Genomic DNA, 20,819 nt, shown 5'->3' with positions numbered 1-20,819 from the left:
CCTCAAGCGGCGCGGGGCGTCAGGCCCTGCATATCAATGGAAGGGGGGCGCTGGTCGATCAGCTCGGCCAGCAGTTGGCCGCTGCCGCAGGCCAGGGTGAAGCCCAGTGCGCCATGCCCCAGGTTCAGCCACAGGTTGCGGTAGGCGCTGGCACCGATCAATGGCACGCCCGTCGGTGTTGCCGGGCGCATACCGGCCCATTCGACCGCCTGGGCGTAGTCACCGGCCAAAGGAAACGTTTCCAGCGCCTGACGCTTTATCAACGCCAGGCGCTTGGGCTCAAGACGCGCATCAAAGCCGACAATATCCACCATGGCCGCGATCCGCAGTTGCTCACCTATTCGTGCATAGACGATCTTGCGGTCGTAGTCGGTGATGCTTACGTTCGGTGCTTTGTGCTGCTCGCCGATCGGCACGCTCAGGCTGTAGCCCTTGAGCGGATACAGCGCCAGCGACAAGCGCGGCAACGCCAGCTCGGCACTGCGATGCCCGGCAGCCAATACCAGTTGATCGACCGGCATCACTTCATGGCCCAACTCGATGGCCTGCACCGCACCGTCGGCGTGACGAACCCCGGTAACCTTGCGCCCCAGCAAAAATGTGCAACGCCCGGACGCTTCCAACCTGGCGGCCAGGCGTTGGCAAAAGGCATGACAGTCCGCAACTTCTTCACTGGGCGTATAGATGCCTCCGACAAAATCCCGCGCCGCCAAGGAAGGTTCCAGGCGCTGGCAGTCGGCCATCGACAGTACCTGCTGCTGCAGGATGTCTGTGACGTTGGCGCGCGCACGCTCAAAGGTCCCGGCATTACGGAAGGTCACCAGCTTGCCGTTGCACCGCCAGTCGAAGCCGTCCAGCCGATCGTCGACACGCCATTGCTGCAAGGTGCCTTGGCTCAGGCTCGCCAGCCGCAGCAAGTGGGCAGCGTTGCGCTTGTTCACCGAGCCCCGGCATGCGCCGACGAATGCAGCCATCCAGCGCCATTGCCGGGGGTCGAGGCGAGGGCGCAGCTTGAGCGGAGAGTCCCCACGCAACAGCCACCCCATCGCCTGCAGCGGCACGCCCGCGTCGGCCAGCGGTGCAACATAGCGATAGGACAGCTGCCCACCGTTGGCGAAACTGGTTTCGCTCCCCAGGGTGTCACGGGCGTCTATCACCATGACCTCGTGGCCTGCCCGCACCAGTGCGTAAGCACTGGCCAGGCCGATGACCCCACCACCGATGATGCAAACCTGCCTCGCCATCCCAGCCCCCGACCGTTGATTAACTGAAGGCCAAGCGTAGGCGCAGGTGACAGGCCACCGACAATGAATAAAGATGGGTCACCTATAAACAAAGGTTATGGACCTGCCATGCGCTTGCGTCATATCGAAATCTTCCAGGCCATTCGCCAGACTGGCTCGATCAGTGCCGCCGCGCAGTTGCTGCACGTCTCGCAACCGGCGGTGACCAAAGTGTTGCAGCACGCCGAACTGCAGCTGGGCTTTGCGCTGTTTCTGCGTGTACGCGGCAAATTGCAACCCACGCCGGAAGCCCTGGCGCTGGAACGCGAAGTCGAGAAAGTCACCGAGAGCTTGCAAGGTGTACGGCGCCTGGCCAAGAGCCTGCGCCGCGCCCCAGGGCAAAGCGTACGCATTGGTGCGATACCCGCGCTGGCCTTGTCGCTGCTGCCTCCAGCGATTCTGGAATGGAAGCGCGAATACCCCGACATGGCTTGCGAGCTGTCCAGCGACCATAGCCGTGAGCTGGTCCAGAAGCTGTTAATGCGCGAAATCGACCTGGCGCTGACCCTCAATTTTTCCGGCCATCCGGGGTTGACCACACAGGTGCTGGCCAATGGCGTACTGGTTGCATTGGCGTCCAAGGGCTATTGGTCGGCGGCTGAAATCAACCGGCCATTGCCACTGAGCGAACTGGCGGGCGCGCCATTGATCGGGCTCTCCAGTGCCGATCCGCTGGCGACCAAGCTGGACAGCTACCTGGAGAACGTTGATCCACCGCCACGGGTGACCATCTCGGTGCAAACCTATTCCCTGGCCCGGGCGATGGTGGAGTCCGGCGCCGGCTTGACGGTGATCGACCCTTTTACCGCCCTCGGCGCATCGACGGCAACCACCTGTATCCGCACCCTCACGCCCCCCCTGCCGATCACCCTCTACGCCCTGACCCGCGGCGATGAGCCACCGCCGCATATGCTGGCCAAGCTGCTGCAGATTTTCGGCAATCGTGCCCGTGAGTTGCTCGAGCGCCTTTAAAGAGCAGCCACCAGCATTCACAGCACGTAATGCATGATCGCCACAAAATGCAGGAGGCTGCCGCCAATCACAAACAAATGCCAGATGCCATGGGAATGACGCAGGCGATCTTCCAGGGCAAAAAAGATGATGCCCACGGTGTACAACACCCCACCCGCGGCCAACCAGATAAACCCTGCCGTGCCCAGCGCCGCGATCAGCGGCTTGACCGCCACCAGCACGATCCAGCCCATTACCGCGTAGATCACGATGGACAGAATCCGCGCCTCCGAGCGCGGCTTGATCTCTTGCAGGATGCCAATCACCGCCAGCCCCCACACGATCCCGAACAGCGTCCAGCCCCACGGCCCGCGCAGGCTTACCAGGCAGAACGGTGTGTAGCTGCCGGCGATCAACAGGTAGATCGAGAAGTGATCGACCTTCTGCATGATCTCTTTTCGCCGCCCCCGCACGCTGTGGTACACCGTCGACGCGCTGTACAGCACCATCAGGGTAAAACCATAAATCGCCACGCTGACGATTTTCCAGGGGCTGCCGTCCAGGCTCGCCACCACCAACATCCACACGGCGCCAATACACGCCGCGACTGCACCGAGCAAATGGCTCCAGGCGTTGAACCGTTCCCCGTGATACATCTATCGTTGACCTCCCCTCACCGTTGACGACTGTCGGCAAGCCTCCAGTCTTGCGTATCAGAGTGCAAGCGGCGTGTGACGTTCCAGCGACGAGGGCCGCGTTTGCAGGCACAATCGAGCGCAATCGAACAAGAGCCCAAGGCCATGCTGATCGACGAAGAATTCACCCTCAAAAAGCTGGAGATCTTCCTGGCGTTCATGCGCACCGGCAACCTGGCCCGCGCGGCCGCCGAGTTGCAAACCAGCAATGTCAGCGTGCACCGCGCCATTCACTCCCTGGAAAGTGCCCTGCGCTGCCCGCTGTTCAAACACGAGGGGCGCAACCTCACCCCGCTGGAAAGCGCCTACGTGCTCGAAGAGCGTGCGCAAAAACTGGTGGCCGACGTGGTCGACAGCGTGCGCCTGACCCGCGAAGCCGCCGGGTTCTCAGCCGAACGCTTCAAGCTCGGCTCGCTGTATTCGCTGACGGTCAAGACCGTGCCGCAGTTGATCATGGGTCTGAAAATCAGGCGCAGCGAACTCAATATCGACCTGATCCTGGGCTCCAACTTCGACCTGCTCTACAAGCTCAAGAACATGGAGGTGGACGCGATCCTCATCTCCCTAGACGATCACGCCACCGATTCGGATTGTGAGCAGATCGCGCTGTTCAGCGATGACATCTTCCTTGCCACGCCGGCCGACTCCCCCTTGGACCGCAATCAGGAAATCGACCTGGCCGATGTACGGGATGCCACCTTCATCACCCTCACCCAGGGCTTCGCCACCCATCAGGACGGCAACCGGGTGTTTAAACAGGCAGGGTTCGAACCGAAGGTGGCGATGCAGGTAAACGACATCTTTACCTTGCTGAGCATGGTCAGTTCAGGGGTGGGTTATGCGCTGCTGCCAGGACGTATCGCAGCGGTGTATGAGAACCGCGTGAAGCTGATACCGCTGCAGCCCAGGTATCGGTTGCAGCAGCAGATCGGTGTGGTGTTTTTGAAAGCCAAGGAGCGCGATCCGAACCTGCTGGCGTTATTGGCGGAGTGTCGGATGTATGCCAATCGCCAAAGCTGAGGACGATTGCTCCCACGCTCTGCGTGGGAGCGCAGCTTAGGACGCTCCGCGTCCGCTTTTTGACCGTGACGCAGAGCGTCACAAGAGGCGTTCCCACGCGGAGCGTGGGAACAATCATCCCCCGTCAGCCCACCAACCCACGCATCAGCAAAAACAACAACGACGGCCCCAACAAACACCCCAGCGCCGTATAGAACGCCGCCGTCAGACACCCATAAGGCACCAGCTTCGGATCAGTCGCCGCCAGGCCGCCCGCCACACCGCTGGAGGTGCCCATCAAGCCACCGAAGATCACCGCACTGCGTGGGTTGTTCAGCCCGATCAGCGGCGCTACGAACGGCGTCATCACCATCACCAGAATGGCCTTGATCAACCCCGCGGCAATGGACAGCGCCATCACCTCGGAGCTGGCCCCAATCGCCGCACCGGTCACCGGGCCGACGATATAGGTCACGGCCCCGGCACCGATGGTGGTGAGGCTCACCGCATCGGTGTACCCGAACGCCATCGCCACCCCGACCCCGGCAACGAACGACGAGCCCACGCCGACAAACAGCGCCAGTACACCCACGTAGCCGGCGCGTTTGAGCTCATCGACACTCACACCAAACGCCGTGGCGACAATGGCAAAGTCCCGCAACATCGCACCACCGAGCAGGCCGATGCCCGACAACAGCGGAATATCCACCACACCCTTGGAACCACCGGTAAACGCACCGCCCACATACGACAGCGCCAACCCCAGCAAAATGGCAATGGCCGAACCATGCAGGCGGCCCTTGGTGAAGGTATCGGAGATCCAATAAGACACCCACATGGTCAGGCCGATCACGGCGAAACCACTGATCAAGCCGTAGCCGGTGATCACTTTCATCATCGATTCGTACATGGCGATCACCCGGCGTCTTTGGTGGGAACAGGAGCAACCGGCTCGCGGTTACCGATACGCACAAGCACGGGCACCAGGGCAAAGCCGAGCACCACGGCGAGGGTCCCGGCCAGAATCGCCATAGGCCCACCGCTGATGGCGCCATACACGTTTTGCTGGGCAGCCATCGCCACCACAATCGGGATATACACCGCCGCCCAGAAACTCACGCCTTGCTCTGACTTGCCGGTAAACAGGCCGCGTTTGCTCAGGTAGCTGCCCAGGCCGATCAACAGCAGCATGGCAATACCCACCCCGCCGACGTTGGCCGGGATACCCAACAGCTTGCCCAGCAGTTCACCCACCAACAGCCCTGCCAACGTGCAGAACGCCAAAAAAGCCACACCGTAGATAATCATGGTTGTTGTCCTCAAAGTGCTCGTTCGAAATTGTTGTTTTTGTGCTTCGAAAGCCTCGGGTACTGCGTTATCGGTGGCGGCGCTCCTCCTCTTGCAGCAGGGCCTGCAAGGTGTCCAGGCGGGCGCCTTCGCAGGCGATCACCGTGCCTTGTTCAAAAACACGGCGTGACAGACCGGTGAGCACCGCGCCCGGAGGCAGTTCGATTTGCAGTCGCACACCGCGCTCGTAGGCGCTCTGCACCGTGCCGCGCCAATCGACAACACGGCACATATTGAAGGCCAGGTCGTCACGCAGTTGTTCGGGGTTGTGGATAGGTCGCGCGCGGGTGCTGCTCAGGTAAGTGATGCGCGGCGCCTTGAGTGGGACGAAGGCTTGGAACAGAGCCTGGGCGGGTTGCTCCAGCAACGGGCAGTGAGACGGCACGCTGACCGCCAAGCGCTTGGCGACACCGTTGCCTTTGATGCGCTCGGCAACCCGCTTCATCCCCTCGTTGCTGCCGGCGATGACGGTCTGGTTATCGGCATTGATATTGGCCAGGTACACCGGCGTTTGCGCGTTGTGGATATCCGCCAGCAGCGCTTCGACGCTGGACAGATCAGGGCCGATCAGCGCGGTCATGCCATAGCCCTGTGGATAAGCCTGCTGCATCAACTCGCCACGCAGGCTGACCAGTTTTATCGCATCAGCAAAACCCAGGGAGCCGGCGATCACCGCAGCCGGGTAGGCGCCGATGGACAGGCCCGCCACATAATCCGGCGTGCACGCCAATTGCCGGGCATGGGCCACGCCGGCGATCAACAGGCACAGTTGCACAGCCCGCGTCGATTCCAGCGCCTGCGCCGAGTCGAGCAGACGAACGTCTTCACCCAGGGCATCACTGGCCTCTTGCAGAATGTCGGCCGGCAACCCCTGGAGCATGCCGCTGCGTTGGGCGCCCTGCCCCGGAAACACCAGAAGGCTGCTCATGCCACGGTCTGCCAAGGGTCGAGCACAAGGTGCGCACCGCTGACGGTCTTGAGCAGTACACGGCGTGAGGGCCCGGCCCATTCGCGCAAGGCGACGGCGCCGAACGGGGTTTGCAGTTGCAGGTCGACGGCGCAGGGCGCGGTGTCCAGGATCGCCAACAACGCTTGCGCCTCGCTACGACCTAAAGGATTGGGCGTGCATAGAATCAAATCCAGGTCACTGTTGGCATGCAGCGCTTCAATGCCACTGGCCAATTCAAACCCGGCACTGCCGCTGACGCCCCAGTCTTGCTGCGCCAGCACCGGCCGCAGTTGATCGAGGGCCCGCAGCGCCGGTAAATCCCGTGGTGAGAGCATCTCGCGCAAGGCTTGCGGCACCACCCGCCGATGCACCGCCGCCACAGGCATCCGGGCGGCAAAACGCTGCTCACGCAAACGCCCACGCACACCGACCGCCACATGGCCCGGCTCGGCGATGGCACGCCGCACCACCACCGGATGCCCGGCACGGATCGCGTCCCGCACCCAGACCGGGGCATCGGCAGGCAGATGCGCCAGGGTCATGCCCCAGAGCAAATCGTGGGCGTTCACCATTGCTCCCGCAACAGCTGGCGCACATGGCTGGAGGCGGCTCGGTTGGTGGCGCCGAGGCGTGAACTCAAGTCGGTACTGCCGATATCCTTGACCGCCTGCACCAGGCAATCGCTGACCCGCGCCACGTCATCCGCCGTGGGTTGTTCAATCCGGGTGACTGACAACGTCTCCCACAGCAATCCCAGGCTGGCATAGCTGTCGATGTCATAGGCCATCGGCGGCACGCTGGCGGCCAGGGTTTCCAATTCTTCGACGCTGCGCAAGGTCACCCGGGCGGCCGAGGCTTTGCCCATGGCATGCACCATCACGCCAGGGTCGCGCAGGGCAATCAGCCGATTGGCCTGGTAGCCGTGGGCGAGGAACGCGCCCGACATGGCCTTGCCCACCAGCAGGGCGATCACCGGGTGGCCGGCAAGCCGAGCGCGAGCGTAGCTGTCAGCCGCGGCGGCCAGGGCCTGATGAATGCCCAGGGCTTCTTCGCGGCGGCCATAGGCTTGGCTGGGTACGTCGACGATAGCGATGATAGGACGCTTGTCACCCCGGGCGATGGCTTCGTCCACCGCCTTGGCCAAGCCCCAGCCTTCCAGCAGGCCGACTTCGCCATTGCGGGCGCGGGGGAAGCGGTTGTGCGAGTCGGGAACCACGGCGATATAGCGCACCGCCTGTCCACCCAATACTCCATCCGCCACTTTCAATGAGCCCGGCAAACCTTCCACCGGCGTTGCGTTGGCGCTCAACGCGTTGAACCACTGCAAGCCTCTCATGAGCGTTCTCCCTGATACAGCGCGCGAACAGTCGCCGGCTCGATTTGCGCGCTCGCGTCCAGTTCGGCCAGGCGCGCCAGGTAAAAATCAGCGCGCCGGCTGCGCGGTTGTGTGGGCACGCCCTGCTGCAGCAGTGCGCTGACAGTCTGCTGGATCTGCGCCACATCGTCCGCCACATAACGGTCGGCCAAGCCGCTGTTGAAACGCTGCTCGCCACCGGTAAGGCTCCAGATAAAGGGGCGGTCACGGGAGTCGTATTCCTCCAGGCCCGCCTCCTGCTCGATCACCTGTGGGCCATTCAAGCCCAGGCGTGCTTCGCGAGTGACCACCAGGTAGCTGCACAAGCCAGCCGCGATGGACATGCCCCCAAAGCAACCGACACTGCCGGCCACCACACCGATCACTGGCTGGTACTGGCGCAGGTCGACAATCGCCGCGTGAATGTCGGCAATGGCAGCCAGGCCCAGGTTGGCTTCCTGCAAGCGCACGCCGCCCGTTTCCAGCAGTAGCACCGCGCAGGTGGGGATGCCGTTGCGGTTGTCTTCGGCGGCCAGCTCCAAGGCGCCCGCGATTTTCGCACCGCCAACTTCACCCAGGCTGCCGCCCTGGAAATTACCTTCGATCGCGGCAATCACCACAGGCTTGGCGCCGATGCTGCCCTTGGCGATCACCACACCGTCATCGGCCTGGGGCACCACGCCTTGGCGGCTGAGCCACGGCGACATGACCCGCTGGAACGGGTCGATCAACTCGCGGAAGGTGCCTGCATCCAACAGCGCCTTGGCGCGCTGGCGGGCACCGAGTTCCACAAAGCTGTGTTTAGCGAGTAGGTCAGTCATGGCCGATCTCCTCGAAACCTTGCTCCAGGCGCAAGCGCACCACACCGGGTGTGGCACCGAAGTCGTGGATATCAATGTTCAGGGCCGGTGGCGTCTGCTCCTGGAAGATGCGTTCGAACAGGTGCTGCCAGCGTTGCTGCGCGCCATTGACCGAGGTTTGCACCTGGATGGTCAAGCTGCCGGGCGTGCCCGGCTCCAGCAGCACTTCCAGGTCGCCCGAGCCGACGCAACCCACCAGCGCCCGGCCTTTGGGGGGCTGCCCGGCGGGGAATTCAAAGGACAAGGTTTCCATCACAACGCTCCGTCGAGGCGGTCGATAAACAGGCAGGCGGCCAACAGGTCGGCGGCGCCGCCGGGGGAGGCATTCAAGGCCAGCAGTTGCAGGTCCAGCTCATGCAGTTGGCGGCGTCCGGCCAGGGTTGCGCTGCCACCGGCGTCGAGCACGGCCTGGGCGCCCTGTTGCATGGTAGCCAGGCCTTCGGTACCGGCGCGGTAGAGCACGCAGGTGTCTGCCAGGTCCGTCATGATCGCCAGCAAAGCATCCAGGCGGGCGTTCTGCTCACCGGCGTTTTCGCGGCGGCTCTTGTGCAGTTGCGGCAGGCCGCGTTGAATCACCGAAGGGAAGCCGAGCTGGGCTTCTTCACGGGCACCGCGTGCGCCGTAGCGTTGGGCGACCTGGGCGCCATGGCTCATGGGCTGAGGGGCGAAGCGGTCGTTGAGCAGGGCCAGCTTGGCGGCGGTCAGGGTTATGGTGCGGGGCTCCAGGGCCGCCGCAGCGGTGAGCAACCCCAGCGCCCAGATCGCACCGCGATGAGTGTTCACGCCCTGGGTGGTGGCGAGCATGGCCTGCTCGCCTTCCCGGCCAATACGCCCGAGCGCTTCGCGCAGGGGCAGGCCGACTTCTCCGATGTCGAGCGCGGCCTCGGCCATTTCCTTGAACATCGGCCACAGCGACAGCGCCGAGGCGTGCATCAGCCCCAGGTGCAAATCGCTGTGGGCGCCGTTGCCGCGCCGGTCTACCAAGGCGGGTTTGGGCGACAAATCCGCTTCGTCGATCAACGCATCCACGGCCATATCCGCCAGGCGATCGGCCAGGCTCAGTTCATGCTGTTTGAGCGCGCGCATTTACCAGCTCCTGAATTTGGCGGGCGGGTTGTAGAGGCCACCAGACCAGTCCACCAGGTCGGCCACGCTCTTGGCGGCCAACAACTCGCGGGTGGCGTCGGTGCGGCGAATACCCAAGTCTTCGGGCAAGGCAATCAAGCCTTCGCGGCGCATACGCGCAGTGTCCTTGGGGTTGTGACGCAGGCCGATAGCTGTCACCCCGGCGACGGCGGCGATCATTGCCTGGCGTTCTTCCAGGGAGCGCGCCTTGTACAGGTAGGCGATGCCTTCTTCGGTGAGCAAGTGGGTGACGTCGTCGCCGTAGATCATGATGGGCGCCAGGGGCATGCCGCTTTTGCGGGCCACTTCCACCGCGTCCAGGGTGTCGACGAAGGTGGGTTTACCGCCTTCCTGGAAGGTCTCGACCATTTGCACCACGAGTTTTTTGCCGCGTTCAAGCAAGGCTTCGGGGGCATCGTCGTGGCGCATATCCAGCCAGGCCGGTGTGCCATGGCGGCGGCCGCGTGGGTCGTGGCCCATGTTCGGCGCGCCACCGAAACCGGCGAGGCGGCCACGGGTCACGGTGCTGGAATGCCCGTCGCCATCGACTTGCAGGGTGGCGCCGATAAACAGGTCCACGGCGTATTGGCCGGCGAGTTGGCAGAACATGCGGTTGGAGCGCATGGAGCCATCGCGGCCGGTGAAGAACACATCCGGGCGTGCGGCAATGTAGTTTTCCATGCCCAGTTCGGTGCCGAAGCAATGCACACTCTCCACCCAACCGCTTTCAATCGCCGGGATCAATGTGGGGTGCGGGTTGAGGGTCCAGTTGCGGCAGATCTTGCCTTTCAGACCCAGGGATTCGCCGTAGGTGGGCAGGATCAATTCGATGGCAGCAGTGTTGAAGCCGATGCCATGGTTGAGCGACTGCACATTGTGTTTTTCGTAGATGCCACGGATCGCCATCATCGCCATCAACACATGCACCGGCTTGATATGGCGTGGGTCGCGGGTGAACAGCGGCTCGATGTAGAACGGCTTATCGGCCACCACCACGAAATCCACCCAACTGGCGGGAATGTCGACGCGAGGCAAGTCGGTAACGTCGTCCACCAACTGGTTGACCTGCACGATGACGATGCCATCGCTGAAGGCAGCGGGTTCGATCAGCGCCGGGGTGTCTTCGGTGCTGGCGCCGGTGTAGATATTGCCGGCGCGGTCAGCCATGAAGCCGGCAGAAAGCACCACGTTGGGGATCAGGTCCACCACCAGCCGGGCGTAAAGTTCGATGTAGGTGTGGATCGCGCCGATTTCCAGCAGGCCGTCTTCCAGCAACTGGCTGATGCGCAGGGATTGGGTGCCGGCGAAGGAGAAATCGAGCTTGCGAGCGATGCCCTTTTCAAACAGGTCCAAGTGCTCGGAACGCCCGACGCTGGGCATGATCATGTGCAAATCGTGGAGCTTGGCCGGGTCGGCCTTGGCCAGGGAGCGCGAGAGAAAATCGGCCTGCTTCTGGTTGTTGCCCTCCAGCACCACGCGGTCGCCGGGGAGGATCAGGGCTTCAAGGGCCTCGACGATCTTGTCACTGGGCAACACCGCCCCGTCTGCATACTGTTTGACCAGCCCGAGCCGCCGCTGCTTCTCGTCGCGCCGCCGCGTCCAGCGCGAGTCGGGGGTGATGGTTGTTGTCATGGTCGCTCCACGGGGGGTTGCTGTCGTGGGGCTAACCTTAGGAGTGAAGCGCAAAGGCATCAATCAAGCTGGAGGACGAACCGTTACGCCTGGAGTAACGAAGATCAAACTGTGGGAGCTGGCTTGCCTGCGATAGCTGTAGGTCAGCTACTGAGATGTTGACTGACAGGCCGCTATCGCAGGCAAGCCAGCTCCCACAGTAGATCTTCATAGGGCTCAGGATCAGGCCAGGCCGGACTCTACCAGCAGCGCTTCAAGCCCCATCAAATCGGGCACCTTTGCCACCTGCTCGCCCACTTGCACCGCCGCCAGTTCCAGCGGGCACAGGGGCACGTCCACGTAGCTCAATTCGCTGTCGAGCTTGTACGAGCGGGGAATGCCCTGGATCACCAGAGCAATGAACTTCAAGGTCGGCCGCCCGCCCAGTGCATTCAACACCACGATGCGCGAGCGTTCGCCCGTCATGCTGGCTTCGCCGCAGGCCGCTTCAAAGCTGATCAGCGGAATCTGTCGATCGCGCCACGTGACCTGCCGCAGATACCACGGCGGCGCATCGCTGGCCGGTTCGCCGCGCTGGAAGTCGATCAGCTCGGCGACGGCGACGTTGGGCAGCACCAGGTGGCGGTCGGCCAGGGGCAGCAGCAGGCCGGTGAGTTGGCTGGTGCGGTGCTCAAGCATGGGACTTGCTCCAGTAGGCGATGCTCTCCAGCAGCACCGACTCTTGGTACGGCTTGCCGAGGTAGTCGTTGACGCCAATGGCCATGGCGCGGTCGCGGTGTTTCTGGCCGGTGCGTGAGGTGATCATGATGATCGGCAAGCGCATCAGGCGTGGGTCGTTGCGTATCTGAATGGCCACTTCGAAGCCGTCCATGCGCGGCATTTCGATGTCGAGCAGCATCAGGTCCGGGGTGTGTTCTTCCAGGATGGCGAGGGCGTCGATACCGTCCTTGGCGGTGAGCACGTTCATGCCGTTGCGCTCCAGCAGGCGGCTGGTGACTTTGCGCACGGTGACCGAGTCGTCCACCACCAGCACCAGCAGCGGGCGTTTTTTCAGTGGGTCGTTGAGGACCAGCGGCGCATCCACTGCCTGGGCCGGCAAGGCCGGTTGCCGAGCGCGGATGTGCGCCAGCAGGTCGATGATCAGCACCACATGGCCGTCGCCCAGGATGGTCGCGCCGGTCACGCCCTGCACCCCGGAGAATTGCGGCCCCAAGCCCTTGACCACGATCTCGCGGGTACCGGCCATGGCATCCACGTGCACCGCCACGCGGCGTTCATTGCAATGCACCAGCAGCACCGGCACAGGCTGGTACTGGCCCAGCAGTTTCGGGCGGCTGGCGGTGTGCAGCAGGTCGCCGAGGTAGAACAACTCGTAGCGCTGGCCGCCATATTCATAGTGCGCCGGGTCTTGCTGGTAGTGCCCCGCCAACTCGTGGGGCAGCACGCGCACCAGGCCTTCGATGGTGTTGAGGGGGATCGCGTATTGGTCGTCCGCGCAGTGCACCATCAGCGCACGATTGACCGACACGGTAAACGGCAGGCGAATGCGAAAATGCACGCCCATGCCCGGCGTCGAGTCGATCACCATGGAGCCGCCGAGCTGGCGCACTTCTTCATGCACCACGTCCATGCCCACGCCGCGCCCGGAAATCTGGGTGATTTTTTCGGCGGTGGAAAAGCCCGGCTGCAGGATGAACTGCAACACGTCACGGTCGCTGATCTCTTGATGGGGCGCGAGCAGGCCGCGCTTGATCGCCTTGCGTCGCACCGCTTCGAGGGGCACGCCGGCGCCGTCGTCGCGCATGTCGAAGACGATGTCGCCGCCTTCGTGGGTCAGGTCCAAGGTGATGCGGCCCTTCTCCGGTTTGCCCGCCGCCAGCCGCACTTCGCGCGACTCCAGGCCGTGGTCGACGGCGTTGCGCAGCATATGCTCCAAGGGTGCCGCCATGCGCTCCAGCACATTGCGGTCCATCTCGCCTTCGGCATTGCCGACGATAAACTCCACGTCCTTGCCCAACTCGCCCGCCACTTGCCGCACGATGCGCTTGAGGCGTGGCAACATGCGCTCGAAAGGCACCATGCGCGTGCGCATCAGGCCTTCCTGCAACTCGGTGTTGATACGCGCCTGTTGCTGCAGCAGGTTGTGGGCATCCTGGTTGCGGCGCTCAAGGGTGTCCTTGAGGTCGAGCAGGTCGGAGGCAGATTCGGACAGCGCACGGGCCAGCTGTTGCAGCTGCGAATGGCGGTCCATTTCCAGCGGATCGAATTCTTCGTAGCCCAGGCGTTCGGCCTCGGCTTGCTGGCGGCTCAGGAGGCGGCCCTGGGTTTCGCTGTCGAGCCGGCGCAGCTGGTCGCGCATGCGCTCGATGGTGGTTTCCATCTCACTCAAGGCAATGCGCGCATCCTTGACTTGCTGCTCGATCCGCCCACGGAAGATCGAGGTTTCGCCGGCGAGGTTGACCAGGTCATCGAGCAAGTCGGCAGAGATTTTCACCATGTCGGCAGCCGGATCGGCGACCGCTTCGGCCTTGCCAGCCGGCAGCGCCACCGGTGTGACCGGCTCATCACTGGGGTGCACCAGGCTCTTGATGCGCTCGATGAGTTTATCCACCGAACCCACCGGCAGACCCTCGGCCACGGCGTCGATCATCTGCGCCAGGCGGTCATGGCAGCCTTGCAGCAGTGCGAACAACTCAGGGGTCGGCGCGAGCAAACCGGCGGACAGCCCTTCGTAAAGAAATTCCAGCTCATGGGCCAGATCGCCGATTGGCCCGATCTCGACCATGCGCGCACCGCCCTTGAGGGTGTGCAGGTCCCGCAGCAGGGTTTCCACTTCCTGGCGATTGCCCGGCTCGCCCTGCCAGCGCACTAACGCGCTGCCTGAGCTGTCGAGGATATCGGTGGCTTCTTCGAGGAAGATATCCAGCAATTCCGGGTCGGCACCCGAGGCGGCTGCCACCGCAGCCGGCGCTGCCGGGCTGCTGGCCTGGCGCAACTCCCGCAACCTTTCGACCAGCTCGGCGCCGTCACTCAAGGGTTGCTGCTGTTGCAGTTCGTCCAACTGTTGGGCCAAGCGTTCGTGGCTGGCCATCAGTGCCTGGGACAGCTCCACGCAATAACTGTAGCGGCGATCCATCAGCCCCTCATAAACGCATTCGAGCTCATGGGCCAAGTCGCCCACCGGGTCGATTTCGGCCATGCGTGCGCCGCCCTTGAGGGTGTGCAGGTCCCGCTGCAACGAGGACAAGGGCGCGGCGTTTTCGGGTTCCAGCAACCAGCGCTTGAGCGACTGCCCGGCGCTGTCGAGGATGTCTACGGCCTCTTCAAGAAAGATCTCGACAATCTCGTCGTCCATCGCGGTGGCGTGATCCAACTGCGCAGTAGCCGCGCCCAACTCGGAGATACTCAGGGCGCGGCTGCCGTCGCTTTTGATCAGGCCCGTGGCGGACGGGTCCAAGGCTTCGTCCAGCAACTCGCGCAACGCCTGCAGACGTGCGGGCGCGGGGCTGATTTCCTGGCCGGCGGCCAACTGGTCGAGCATGTTGATCAGCGCGTCGTGGGCCTGTTCAGCCTCGTGGAAGAACCGGGCGCTGACCGCCAGGCTGCTTTCTTCTACCGCGCCATACAGGTCGAGCAAGGCCTCGCACAACGCGTCGATAGGGTGCAGGTCGGCAAGGTGAGCGCCCTCGCCCAACGTAGTCAGCTCGTCCAGCAATGCCGTGAGCTCCTGACGGTCGCCGGGGTGCTGCTGCCAGCGGCGCAGCAGGCTTTCGGCGTCGAGCAGGATGTCCATGCCCTGGGCCAGGAAGTTGGTGATCAAGTGCGGGTCACGCTTGACGCGCAGGCCGGTCGTGGGCGCGTCGAGCAAGGCGGCAAGTTGATGCTCCAGCAGGTGTTGGGTGCGGCTGATCACGCTGGCCGCACCGTGGATCGGTGCCAGGGGATTGTTGTCCAGGTCACGCACCCCGCGCTGGAACAGCCCCTGTGCCTCAAGCAACAACGCCACTTCGTCCTTGTCCAGCGGCAGGCGGTGGGCCTTGTACTCACGGGTGAGGTGATCCAGCGGGCGCGCCAGCTCGGCGATGGGCAACACGCCAGCCATGTAGGCGCTGCCCTTGAGGGTGTGCAAGGCGCGTTGCAGTTCATCGCTGACCTGCAGCGGCACCTGCTCGGCGGCCTGTTGCAGGAAGTGGCCGAGGCTGTCCAGATGGCCCTGGGCTTCGTTGCGGAAGATCTCCAGCAGCATTGGGTCATGGGGCTCGGTGGTCGACGTTGCAGCGCCACTGGCCAGGGCATGGGCACGGGCGGCCAAGGCGTCGGCTTCATCGCGCTGGCGTTGATCGTCGCTGGCAAAATCGGCGATCAGCTCCGGCAGCAGGGCCACGGTCTCATCCAACACCTGCTGCACCTCAGGGCCAAGGACTAAGCTGCGTTCCAGCACGCGATTGAGCAGGTTCTCCACGGCCCAGGCCAGCTCGGCCAGCACCAGGGCGCGCACCATGCGGCCGCTACCCTTGAGGGTATGGAAGGCGCGGCGCATTTCGCCCTGGGCGGCTTTGTCCGCGCTGTCGGGCAGGTAGCGATGCAACACGTCGAGGACTTCATCGGTTTCTTCAAGGAAGACTTCGCGCAATTCATCGTCAATCGGTTCCTCGCCGGCCGGCGGCGGCAACAGGCTGCCTGGACGCTGCAAGGCCGGAGGGTTGAGACGTGATGCAGGGCTGGCCAAGGCATCGAATTGGGATTGGTTTGATACGGCCTCGGAGGACAGTGCCCCCTCGGGCGCGACCAGGGCCTGACGCCAGGGTTTTTCCACCGGCAGGTAGCCCAATGCATTCAAGCCCTGGGTGGCCAACTCCAGCACTTTTTCCCCTGCCGCGTCAGGGTCTTGAAGCATGCGTTCGAGGTAGTACTCCAGGCTACTGACCACCTCGGCAAAATGCGCCAGTTGTGTCGCCGAAGGGGCGGCTTCATTGACCATCAACTGCTCATCGACGTAGTCGGTGCAACCGCGCATCAGGCTCGCCGCACGCGGCAAGGGAATCATCGCCAGGGCACCACGTACCTGGCTCAGCAGCTCGGGCAAGGACTCCAGGCGCTGACGATCCCAATCAGCCTCAATGCAGTCGATCACCAGTTCCTTGGCTTGGCGCAGGCACTGGCACGACTCACGAATCACCAACTGATGGATCTGGGTCAGGTCGGTGGTGGGCAAGCGGCTGTCTTCACGGCTTTGCGGTTCGACAGTGCTGATCATCCCGGCCAACGTCGCTTCGACATACAGCAACGCACCGGCCACATCCATCAACACCGCGTCATTGGGTTCGCGCTGTCCCTGGACCAGGCTCAACACCACAGCGAGTTGGTCGATGATCACTTTGCGCGGCTGGCCGAAACCCAGTACCGCAAGGGTATCGGCGATCTGCCGCAGCGGCGCCAGCAAGGGGTCGAGGTCCTGGGTGTGCTGGCGATCACTGCGCACGAACAGATCCAGGCGCTCCTTGACCCGCACCAGCTCCTCACACAACGCGCCGAGCACCGAGCCCATGGCATTGCGATCCGGCCCGGCCAGCCGTGCACGTTCAGCGTCGACCACGGCGCTGTCGGGCAAGGCTTCGTCCAAGCCGTAGCGTTCCTTCAGGCTTTGCATGCGCGGCGTCGGCCGGGTGACTTTGGCGACGTAGAACAGCAGGCTCTTGAGCAAGTCGTCCGGCGCCGGCTGGTTGATGCCATTGATGCCTTGAACCAGCAAGCGCTTGAGTTGCTTGTCGCTGGCCTTGAGCAGGCTGCGCAGCGCCGGGCTGTTGGCGACCACGCCGGTGAGCATGCCTTCGACCAGCGCCGAGGTGACCTGCCACAACGGCAGCAGCGGCGCACCCTGGCACAGCGCTTCAAGGCGTGCGAACACCCGCGCCATGTCTTCCAGGTTGCTGGGGCCGTGGTCTTCACGCAGCAACCCGGCGAGGGCTTGTTGCAGCAGGTGGCGCCATTGGCGCAACTGCTCATGCAGATCCGGCGTGGCCCGTTGGGCCAGGGCTTGCTCAGACAACGGCTCGATCGACAGCAGTTGCGGGCTGAACAGGCTGGTTTCCGATAGCAGGCTTTCACCACGGGCGCTGCGCAGGTCGTTGAGCAGCGGCAGCACCACCAGTGGCAGGTCGCGGCGGGCACTGTGCACGCGGTCGAGGTACAGCGGCAATTGGCCGAGGGCTTGTTGCAGCAGGCGGATACTTTCATCGCGCTGGCCGACGTGCCCGGCCTGGAGCGCAAGGGCCAGTTCTTCGATCTCTTCGGCCAGCAGCGCCGCGCCGTAGAACTCGACCATTTGCAGCGCGCCATGCACCTGGTGGATACCGGCCAGGCATTGGTTGAGGGCGTCGTCGTCAAGGGTTTCAACGTACGCGTCCAGCGCCGACCGGGCCTGTTTCAGGGTTTCGGCAATATCGCCCTTGACCCATTCGAGGGCCACGTAGTCGTGCCGATCAACCATAACTGCTCCGCTTAGAATTCATGAGTTGCTGGTATCTCACAAACAATGGAGATCCGATGTGGGAGCTGGCTTGCCTGCGATAGCGGTGGGTCAGCACTATATCTGTATCTGACAGACCGCTATCGCAGGCAAGCCAGCTCCCACAGTTGGACTGTGGTGTTCTTCAGGTCGTATTTCAATCATCGACCTGCTTGGGCGGCGGCAAGGTGAAACCCGATACTGACCTGCGCAACTGGCTGGCCATCTTCGCCAGGTTACCAATGCTTTCGGCGGTGGCGGTGGAACCCGACGACGTCTGGGTGGTGATCTGCTGGATCACGTTCATGGTCAGGGAAATCTGCCCCGCCGATGAGGTCTGTTGCTGCGCCGCGTTGGAAATACTCTGGATCAGCGCCGCCAGGGTTTTGGACACGCCTTCGATCTCTTCCAGCGCCACCCCGGCGTCCTGGGCCAGGCGCGCGCCGCGCACCACTTCCGTGGTGGTCTGTTCCATGGAGATCACCGCTTCGTTGGTGTCGGCCTGGATGGTGCGCACCAGGGTTTCGATCTGCCGGGTGGCCGCCGAGGAGCGTTCGGCCAACCGTTGCACTTCATCGGCCACCACCGCAAAACCGCGCCCGGCGTCACCGGCCATGCTGGCCTGGATCGCGGCATTGAGGGCGAGGATATTGGTCTGGTCGGCGATATCGTCGATCAGGCTGATGATGTCGCCAATTTCCTGGGACGACTCGCCCAAACGCTTGATGCGCTTGGCGGTGTCCTGGATCTGCTCGCGAATGTTGTCCATGCCGTGGATGGTGTTGTGCACCACCTCGTTGCCTTTGTTGGCGATCTCTACCGAACGTTCAGCTACCGCCGAGGATTCGGCCGCGTTGGCCGATACCTGGTCAATGGACCGCGCCATCTGGTTGATCGCCGTGGACGCTTCGGCAATCTGCTGGGCCTGATGCTCCGATGCCTGGGCCAGGTGCATGGCGGTGGCCTGGGTGTCCTGCACCGCACCGGCGACCTGCCCGGCAGTGAGGTTGATGGTGGCGACCAGGTCGCGCAGTTGGTCCACGGAATAGTTGATGGAGTCTGCGATGGTGCCAGTGAAGTCTTCGGTGACCGAGGCGGTGACGGTAAGGTCGCCGTCGGCCAGGTCTTCGATTTCATCCAGCAGGCGCATGATCGCGTTCTGGTTGCGCTCGTTCTTCTGCGCGGTTTCATGCAGTTGGCGGTTGGTCTCGCGCACCATGACCAGGCCGATCAGGATGATCGAGGCCAGCGCCAGCAAGCCCAGCACGTAACCACCGATGGTGTCGAAGCTGCGCCCGCTGGCGAGGTTTTCAAAACCCGTGGCCAGGTGCGAGGCTTCATCGAGCAAGGTTTGCGACAGGTTGAAAATATTGCTCGCCGAGGCGCGCACCTGGAACAACTGTGGCGAGGTCTCGAGAATTTCATCCACGGAGCCGGAGACAAATTCGAACAGCTCGGCGATGTCCGCCAGCCGCGCACGGGCGTCCGGGTCTTCGACCTGGGTGATACGCAGGCCCGGGTTGCCGTTGAGCATGCCATTGAGCACCACGCCAAAACGGTTGGCATCGCGGCCAAAGGCATCGGCGGCCTGCACGGCGGTTTCATCCCCCGCCAGCACCGTGTTGACCGCCCCCAGGATACGTTCGGCCAGCAGCGACTGGCGTTGGGCCAAGGCAACTTGGCTGGCCGGGGCGCCGCGTTGCAGCAGGATATCCACGACCTTTTCCGACTCGATCTGCAGTTGCGGCACGGTTTCGGCCAGGGTCGCCGCCACCTGGTGCAACGACAATACGGTCTGCTCGCTGGCCAGGATGGCGTCGGTGTTTTTGAGCAGCGCCTCCCAGTCGGTCTGCACCGCCCGCATTTCGGCGCGCACCGCACTGGGCGCCGCCGGCAAGCCAGTTTGCGGGTCACCTTTTTTCAGGTAACCCCAGCGCTGGGCAAAATCGTTGCGCGCATCGCCCAGCAGCTTGAACGCCGCCGCTTTCCCGGCAGCGGCCTCGGTGGCGTTCTTGGCAATGCGCTGGGACAGCACGCGCAGCTCACCGGCGTGGCCGATGTACTGTTTATCGTAGGTGGACTGGGTGTTGAGGTACGCGAAGTTGGCGAACAGCAACATGATGAACACGATCAAGGCGATAAACAGCACGATGATCTGCGAACGGCTGCGCGAAGCGGCCTGAGGTTTGGGCGTGGTAGCGGTACTCATGCGGCAACATCCATGAAGCCAGGGGCCTGGGCCAGGGCGAAGGGGCTGAAGACTTGCCATTGCGGCTCGCCGTCGAACTGGCCCTGGATAAACGGGGCGCTCGAGGCGGTGCTCGCCACCCAGGCGTCCAATGGGAAATGCTGCATGCCTACCACCTCGTCTACCAGCAGCCCGACAAACAGGTCGTTGAACTCCACCACCAGCACCCGCCGTTGCTTGCGCGCCCTGGACAACTCAAGGCCCAGGAAACCGCCCAGGTCCATCACCGGCAGCAAGCGCCCGCGCAGGTTGGCCACGCCCTTGACCCAGGGTTTGACCCCCGGCATCAAGGTGCAGCGCGGCTCATGCAACACCTCGGCGACTTCGCCCATGGGCGCCACGTAGGCGTTTGGTCCTACGCGGAAGGCGATGCCGCTCCAGCGTTGCAGGCGCGTTTCCTGGGACGGCAGGTCCGCGGCCAGCAAGCGGCAGCGGCGGTCGATGTCCAGCAACAGCTCAAAGGCGGTTTGCGACTCGGTCATGATCGCAAGCCTTAGCCGGCCAGCACCTTGTTCAGGGTGGCAATCAGGGTCTCTTCATCCACAGGCTTGGTCAGGTAATCCTTGGCGCCCTGGCGTGCGCCCCAGATCTTGTCGGTTTCCTGGTCCTTGGTGGTGATGATGATAATCGGGATACCGTTGGTTTCTGGCTCCTTGGACAACTGGCGCGTGGCCTGGAAGCCGTTGAGGCCGGGCATCACGATATCCATCAGCACCGCGTCGGGCTTTTCCTGGCGGGCCAGGGCCACGCCGTCCGCGCCGTTTTCGGCCTTGAGCACCTGGTGGCCATGCTTTTCCAGCATGCCGGTGAGTTTGTACATTTCAGTCGGCGAATCGTCGACGATCAGAACACGTGCCATGGTTTTCCC

Annotated in this window: 18 protein-coding genes; 2 read left to right on the top strand and 16 right to left on the bottom strand. The window is 63.4% G+C overall.

The genetic code is table 11. The features are described from left to right. Positions 1 to 2: 2 nt before the first annotated feature. The gene (locus BT199_RS20780; protein ID WP_072435383.1) at positions 3 to 1,244 is read right to left on the bottom strand and encodes a D-amino acid dehydrogenase; all 1,242 of its coding nucleotides are present in this window, start codon (positions 1,242 to 1,244) and stop codon (positions 3 to 5) included. Positions 1,245 to 1,352: 108 nt separating this feature from the next. Between BT199_RS20780 and BT199_RS20775 the strand changes: the two genes are divergently transcribed. Continuing rightward, positions 1,353 to 2,255, top strand: coding sequence for a LysR family transcriptional regulator (locus BT199_RS20775; RefSeq protein WP_058410812.1), 903 nt, complete (start codon positions 1,353 to 1,355; stop codon positions 2,253 to 2,255). Between the two features lie 17 nt (positions 2,256 to 2,272). Here BT199_RS20775 and BT199_RS20770 read toward each other — a convergent pair whose 3' ends face one another. After that, a complete protein-coding gene (locus tag BT199_RS20770; protein WP_020301905.1) occupies positions 2,273 to 2,890 on the bottom strand; it encodes a PAQR family membrane homeostasis protein TrhA in 618 nt (205 codons plus the stop codon). 144 nt (positions 2,891 to 3,034) lie between these two features. On the opposite strand from BT199_RS20770, the gene BT199_RS20765 reads away from it, so the two are divergent. Continuing rightward, positions 3,035 to 3,949, top strand: coding sequence for a LysR family transcriptional regulator (locus BT199_RS20765; protein WP_060766828.1), 915 nt, complete (start codon positions 3,035 to 3,037; stop codon positions 3,947 to 3,949). 124 nt (positions 3,950 to 4,073) lie between these two features. Here the strand turns inward: BT199_RS20765 and madM are convergent, their stop codons facing one another. The 14 genes from madM to pilH form a co-directional block, all read right to left on the bottom strand. Continuing rightward, positions 4,074 to 4,838, bottom strand: coding sequence for a malonate transporter subunit MadM (madM, locus tag BT199_RS20760; protein WP_003195023.1), 765 nt, complete (start codon positions 4,836 to 4,838; stop codon positions 4,074 to 4,076). Positions 4,839 to 4,843: 5 nt separating this feature from the next. Beyond that, positions 4,844 to 5,236 carry a malonate transporter subunit MadL gene (madL, locus tag BT199_RS20755; protein WP_020301908.1) on the bottom strand — a complete coding sequence of 131 codons (393 nt, stop codon included), beginning with the start codon at positions 5,234 to 5,236 and terminating at the stop codon, positions 4,844 to 4,846. Positions 5,237 to 5,303: 67 nt separating this feature from the next. Beyond that, positions 5,304 to 6,203: a malonate decarboxylase subunit epsilon gene (mdcH, locus tag BT199_RS20750; RefSeq protein WP_058410813.1), complete on the bottom strand. Its 900-nt coding sequence runs from the start codon at positions 6,201 to 6,203 to the stop codon at positions 5,304 to 5,306. Next, positions 6,200 to 6,796 carry a malonate decarboxylase holo-ACP synthase gene (locus tag BT199_RS20745; protein WP_072435382.1) on the bottom strand — a complete coding sequence of 199 codons (597 nt, stop codon included), beginning with the start codon at positions 6,794 to 6,796 and terminating at the stop codon, positions 6,200 to 6,202. The genes mdcH and BT199_RS20745 overlap by 4 nt, the downstream gene beginning before the upstream one ends. Beyond that, positions 6,790 to 7,560, bottom strand: a complete 771-nt coding sequence (mdcE, locus tag BT199_RS20740) for a biotin-independent malonate decarboxylase subunit gamma (RefSeq protein WP_072435381.1) — start codon at positions 7,558 to 7,560, stop codon at positions 6,790 to 6,792. The genes BT199_RS20745 and mdcE overlap by 7 nt, the downstream gene beginning before the upstream one ends. Then, positions 7,557 to 8,399 (bottom strand): biotin-independent malonate decarboxylase subunit beta, encoded by an 843-nt coding sequence (locus BT199_RS20735; protein WP_072435380.1) that lies wholly within the window; start codon positions 8,397 to 8,399, stop codon positions 7,557 to 7,559. The genes mdcE and BT199_RS20735 overlap by 4 nt, the downstream gene beginning before the upstream one ends. Continuing rightward, entirely contained in the window at positions 8,392 to 8,691 is a 300-nt protein-coding gene (locus BT199_RS20730; protein WP_060766832.1) for a malonate decarboxylase subunit delta, read from the bottom strand. The genes BT199_RS20735 and BT199_RS20730 overlap by 8 nt, the downstream gene beginning before the upstream one ends. Beyond that, positions 8,691 to 9,524 (bottom strand): triphosphoribosyl-dephospho-CoA synthase, encoded by an 834-nt coding sequence (locus tag BT199_RS20725; protein WP_072435379.1) that lies wholly within the window; start codon positions 9,522 to 9,524, stop codon positions 8,691 to 8,693. The genes BT199_RS20730 and BT199_RS20725 overlap by 1 nt, the downstream gene beginning before the upstream one ends. Beyond that, the gene (mdcA, locus tag BT199_RS20720) at positions 9,525 to 11,195 is read right to left on the bottom strand and encodes a malonate decarboxylase subunit alpha (RefSeq protein ID WP_072435378.1); all 1,671 of its coding nucleotides are present in this window, start codon (positions 11,193 to 11,195) and stop codon (positions 9,525 to 9,527) included. It abuts the gene before it with no gap. 222 nt (positions 11,196 to 11,417) lie between these two features. Further along, entirely contained in the window at positions 11,418 to 11,873 is a 456-nt protein-coding gene (locus BT199_RS20715) for a chemotaxis protein CheW (RefSeq protein WP_003195048.1), read from the bottom strand. Continuing rightward, positions 11,866 to 17,685: an Hpt domain-containing protein gene (locus BT199_RS20710; protein WP_072435377.1), complete on the bottom strand. Its 5,820-nt coding sequence runs from the start codon at positions 17,683 to 17,685 to the stop codon at positions 11,866 to 11,868. Before BT199_RS20710 ends, BT199_RS20715 begins: the two co-directional genes overlap by 8 nt. A gap of 175 nt (positions 17,686 to 17,860) precedes the next feature. Then, entirely contained in the window at positions 17,861 to 19,912 is a 2,052-nt protein-coding gene (locus tag BT199_RS20705) for a methyl-accepting chemotaxis protein (RefSeq protein ID WP_038451842.1), read from the bottom strand. After that, on the bottom strand, positions 19,909 to 20,433 hold the full coding sequence (locus tag BT199_RS20700; protein ID WP_020301917.1) for a chemotaxis protein CheW: 525 nt from the start codon (positions 20,431 to 20,433) through the stop codon (positions 19,909 to 19,911). Before BT199_RS20700 ends, BT199_RS20705 begins: the two co-directional genes overlap by 4 nt. Positions 20,434 to 20,444: 11 nt before the next feature. Next, a complete protein-coding gene (pilH, locus tag BT199_RS20695) occupies positions 20,445 to 20,810 on the bottom strand; it encodes a twitching motility response regulator PilH (RefSeq protein WP_014720320.1) in 366 nt (121 codons plus the stop codon). Between the last annotated feature and the right edge of the window lie 9 nt (positions 20,811 to 20,819).

Source organism: Pseudomonas sp. NFR02, assembly GCF_900119375.1.
In the GTDB taxonomy this organism is placed as follows: Bacteria; Pseudomonadota; Gammaproteobacteria; order Pseudomonadales; family Pseudomonadaceae; genus Aquipseudomonas; species Aquipseudomonas paracarnis.
This window is presented reverse-complemented; position numbering and strand designations above follow the sequence as displayed.

Coding starts and splice junctions, on each gene's coding strand:
- BT199_RS20745 (WP_072435382.1), bottom strand. CDS start 6,796: ATGGTGAACGCCCACGATTTGCTCTGGGGCATGACCCTGGCGCATCTG.
- mdcH (WP_058410813.1), bottom strand. CDS start 6,203: ATGAGCAGCCTTCTGGTGTTTCCGGGGCAGGGCGCCCAACGCAGCGGC.
- mdcE (WP_072435381.1), bottom strand. CDS start 7,560: ATGAGAGGCTTGCAGTGGTTCAACGCGTTGAGCGCCAACGCAACGCCG.
- BT199_RS20735 (WP_072435380.1), bottom strand. CDS start 8,399: ATGACTGACCTACTCGCTAAACACAGCTTTGTGGAACTCGGTGCCCGC.
- BT199_RS20775 (WP_058410812.1), top strand. CDS start 1,353: ATGCGCTTGCGTCATATCGAAATCTTCCAGGCCATTCGCCAGACTGGC.
- BT199_RS20770 (WP_020301905.1), bottom strand. CDS start 2,890: ATGTATCACGGGGAACGGTTCAACGCCTGGAGCCATTTGCTCGGTGCA.
- BT199_RS20730 (WP_060766832.1), bottom strand. CDS start 8,691: ATGGAAACCTTGTCCTTTGAATTCCCCGCCGGGCAGCCCCCCAAAGGC.
- madL (WP_020301908.1), bottom strand. CDS start 5,236: ATGATTATCTACGGTGTGGCTTTTTTGGCGTTCTGCACGTTGGCAGGG.
- mdcA (WP_072435378.1), bottom strand. CDS start 11,195: ATGACAACAACCATCACCCCCGACTCGCGCTGGACGCGGCGGCGCGAC.
- BT199_RS20780 (WP_072435383.1), bottom strand. CDS start 1,244: ATGGCGAGGCAGGTTTGCATCATCGGTGGTGGGGTCATCGGCCTGGCC.
- BT199_RS20715 (WP_003195048.1), bottom strand. CDS start 11,873: ATGCTTGAGCACCGCACCAGCCAACTCACCGGCCTGCTGCTGCCCCTG.
- BT199_RS20700 (WP_020301917.1), bottom strand. CDS start 20,433: ATGACCGAGTCGCAAACCGCCTTTGAGCTGTTGCTGGACATCGACCGC.
- madM (WP_003195023.1), bottom strand. CDS start 4,838: ATGTACGAATCGATGATGAAAGTGATCACCGGCTACGGCTTGATCAGT.
- pilH (WP_014720320.1), bottom strand. CDS start 20,810: ATGGCACGTGTTCTGATCGTCGACGATTCGCCGACTGAAATGTACAAA.
- BT199_RS20705 (WP_038451842.1), bottom strand. CDS start 19,912: ATGAGTACCGCTACCACGCCCAAACCTCAGGCCGCTTCGCGCAGCCGT.
- BT199_RS20725 (WP_072435379.1), bottom strand. CDS start 9,524: ATGCGCGCGCTCAAACAGCATGAACTGAGCCTGGCCGATCGCCTGGCG.
- BT199_RS20765 (WP_060766828.1), top strand. CDS start 3,035: ATGCTGATCGACGAAGAATTCACCCTCAAAAAGCTGGAGATCTTCCTG.
- BT199_RS20710 (WP_072435377.1), bottom strand. CDS start 17,685: ATGGTTGATCGGCACGACTACGTGGCCCTCGAATGGGTCAAGGGCGAT.